The sequence below is a fragment of the Streptococcus sp. 2154 genome, assembly GCF_013277255.1.
Taxonomy (GTDB): Bacteria; Bacillota; Bacilli; order Lactobacillales; family Streptococcaceae; genus Streptococcus; species Streptococcus pseudopneumoniae.
Genome location: NZ_VMMK01000033.1, coordinates 1 through 3,122, shown reverse-complemented (window position 1 = coordinate 3,122; position 3,122 = coordinate 1). Strand labels below are relative to the sequence as shown.

The window sequence follows — 3,122 nt, the reverse complement described above, 5'->3', positions numbered from 1 at the left end:
TGCGATTGGAGAATGGGCATTATGAGATTGATACGGCTCTGCTTACAAGGGTGAAAAATTATTGTTTACTGGTCTTAACTGATCGAAGGACTAGGCATCAAATTATCCGATTGATTCCAAATAAAAGTGCTGAGGCGGTCAATCAGGCTTTAAAACTCATCTTAAAACAACATCAAATTATTTCCATCACGGCAGATAATGGTACAGAATTTAACCGCTTGTCTGATGTATTTTCTGAGGAACATATCTATTATGCGCACCCCTATGCCTCTTGGGAAAGGGGAACTGATGAGAATCACAACAGCCTCATTCGTAGATGGTTACCTAAGGGAACTAAGGAAACGACTCCCAAAGAAGTCACATTCATCTAAAATTGGATTAATAACTATCCTAAAAAATGCTTGAACTACAAATCACCCAGAGAAGACTTCTTCATGGCTAACTTGAACTTGAAATTTGGCCTTGGGGAATTTCTTCAAACCACATCAGCTTGGTCAGTTCTACCTGCGACCTCAAAACTTGTGCTTTGGTCAAGCTGGGTTTAGTTTCCTAGTTTGCTCTTTGATTTTCATTGAGTATAAGATTGCAGATAAAACGATAACAATCATAGGACACAGCAGAGCCAATGTTGGTCGAAGAATAGCCCCCTAATCGCTTATTTTATGGCAAAATGAAATAAAAACTAAACATTTTGTTGAGGAAGGCAAATCAATTCCTCACAATGTTCGAGAAAGAAGGGCGGACTATTCCAACTTCAACCCACTATAAAGCAGACTTACAAGATAGGGAACCCATCTCCGATAATATAATATATAGTAGAATGAAAACTGCACAATTTGATTGGGGAATTCAAACTAATTTCTCACAATGTTTGAGAAAAAGGGTCTATTATTTCAACTGCAACCTACTATAGCCCATTAAAGTTGGAATAACCCACTGAGACTTTTAAACCACTGCTGGAGAGGAGTTTGTGTCGATTTTCTTTCATTTCCCTGAAAAATCAAAAAGAGAGAACCAATCTGATCCTCTCTTACTTATAAATGGTGCTCACTCAAATGTTAAAGGAGCTATTTCTTAGAGATAAAGGAATTTGAATACAGCTACTGCCGCAATTGCTGCTGCAATAGGTGCTACTACTGGTACCCAAGAATACCACCATTTTGAATCGCCTTTATTCTCACCAAGAACTGATTTCGGAAGGAAAGCATGAAGGAGACGTGGCCCCAAGTCACGAGCTGGGTTCAAGGCAGGTCCTGTAGGTCCTCCAAGTGATGTTACCAAAGCCATAACGAGGAATCCAAGTGCCAAGTGAGCCACAGAAAGTCCTGAAGCAGTGTGTGGAGCCACCTGTGCTTTAATAGCCAAGTCAGAAAAATCAACTGTCTGTCCTGCTTGTGTTGCCATTTGTTTCATGTATTGAAGCACTTCAGCACCAAAGAAGTTTTTAGTCAAACCGAGAGCTGCAAAGAACAAAACAAATGAACCAACAAACTCGTTTACAAAACCATTAACAGTTGCTGCATAGCGACTTTCTTTTGTACCATGGTCAATACTTGAAATAGTTGAGAAAGTTCCCAAGATGTTATTTGGGTTTTCAGTTTTCAAGTAGAATGGACGGTGTGTTGCCACAACTAAGGCTTGACCAAAGATAGCCCCCAAGACTTGCGCGATAATGTAAGGTACCACTTGTGCCCAAGGGAAAAGACCGCTAACTGCAAGTCCTAGAGTGAAAGCAGGGTTGATGTGGTTCCCAGATACGTTACCAAACATCAAGGCTGGGATCATAACCCCCATACCATAACCAACAGCGATGACGAGCCAGCCACTTTGGTGACCTTTCGTACCTTTAAGTTCAACGTTGGCAACTGCACCATTCCCAAGAATGATCAAAATGGCAGTTCCCAAAAATTCAGTGGCATATTTCAGTGCCCATGTGAAATCCATTTGCTAGATTCTCCTTAAAATTTTTTAGATATTCTTTATTCTATCAATTTTTACCCTATTTAGCAACTGATTTCTGGAAATATTTTTAAAAAAATAGGATTCAGAGTTTCCCAGTCTAATGAACTTGTAAGCGTTTTTAATCTTCTCGAAAGACCTCGTTCTCAAAACCAGGAAAAAGCCCACATCTGTGAGCTTTTCCTTGTTCCTAGATTCTAAAATCTATTATTTTTCATCTTCTTTTTTCTTGAAGAATCCTAATCCTAGACCAGCTAATAAGGTCATGATACCAGCGCTAGCCAAGGTAGCATTCGCTTCTGGACCTGTGTTTGGCAATTCCTCTCTTTTTATTTGTCTCAGAAGTCGGAACTTCTGGGTCTGGACTCACTGGAATTTCAGTTTTTGGAGTACCTGGTTCTGGAGTTAGCTCTGGTATTGGAGTCTCTTGATTTGGTAGTTCTGGGTTTGGTGTCGGAACACTTGGATGCTCTGGATTTGGTTGTGGGTTTGGTTTGTCTGGAGTCGGTTCACCTGGAGCACCTGGTTCCTGAGGACTTGGAATTTCTGGAATTGGTTTTTCTGGTCTTGATAAACGGTCATACCTTACCAAAATAGTCGTACCTTTTGAATCTGCTGTTACTTCTGCATTCGATACTTTTGGTAAATCTGGTTTACCATAATTTTCAATTTCTGGCGATACGACTTCGTCCCAGTTGCCTGTTGTCCATTCACCTTCTGTCACGACTTTCGTCACTTTATTACGCTTGTTGGTTCTTGTTAATTCAACTGTTTGCGTAACTGGGCTAGCTACTTCTGTTGTTTCATCAGTCGCATCTACATACTTGATGGTACGGGTAACAGTTTTGCTTTCTTTAACATCTTCTGTAGCTTGTGGGTATTTCACTACTTCGGTTGTATCTGTAGTTGTTGATGTTACAGTTGCTTCCGCTACAGTTGCCTTATCTGGGGCGTCATAGTTGGTTACAGTTGGAGAGTCTTGAGAACCCCATGTACCTGTTGACCAGTCTCCTGCTGTCACGACTTTCGTCACTTTGTTACGCTTGTTGGTTCGCGTTAAGGTGACGGTTTGCGTAACTGGGCTACCTACTTCTGTTGTTTCATCAGTCGCATCTACATACTTGATGGTACGGGTAACAGTTTTGCTTTCTTTAACATCTTCT

1 protein-coding gene and 3 pseudogenes are annotated in these 3,122 nt (G+C 40.7%); 1 reads left to right on the top strand and 3 read right to left on the bottom strand.

The window, feature by feature from the left end:
* A pseudogene (locus HT693_RS12020) lies at positions 1-368 on the top strand (IS30 family transposase); the annotation flags it as partial.
* A gap of 706 nt (positions 369-1,074) precedes the next feature.
* Here the strand turns inward: HT693_RS12020 and gla are convergent.
* From gla to HT693_RS12015, 3 genes and pseudogenes are all read right to left on the bottom strand, one after another.
* On the bottom strand, positions 1,075-1,944 hold the full coding sequence (gla, locus tag HT693_RS06435) for an aquaglyceroporin Gla (protein ID WP_000348129.1): 870 nt from the start codon (positions 1,942-1,944) through the stop codon (positions 1,075-1,077).
* A gap of 222 nt (positions 1,945-2,166) precedes the next feature.
* Positions 2,167-2,845, bottom strand: a pseudogene (locus HT693_RS06430) (LPXTG cell wall anchor domain-containing protein).
* A 123-nt stretch (positions 2,846-2,968) separates the two neighbouring features.
* Positions 2,969-3,085: pseudogene (locus tag HT693_RS12015) on the bottom strand (hypothetical protein); the annotation flags it as partial.
* Positions 3,086-3,122: the final 37 nt, after the last annotated feature.

Coding starts and splice junctions, on each gene's coding strand:
- gla (WP_000348129.1), bottom strand. CDS start 1,944: ATGGATTTCACATGGGCACTGAAATATGCCACTGAATTTTTGGGAACT.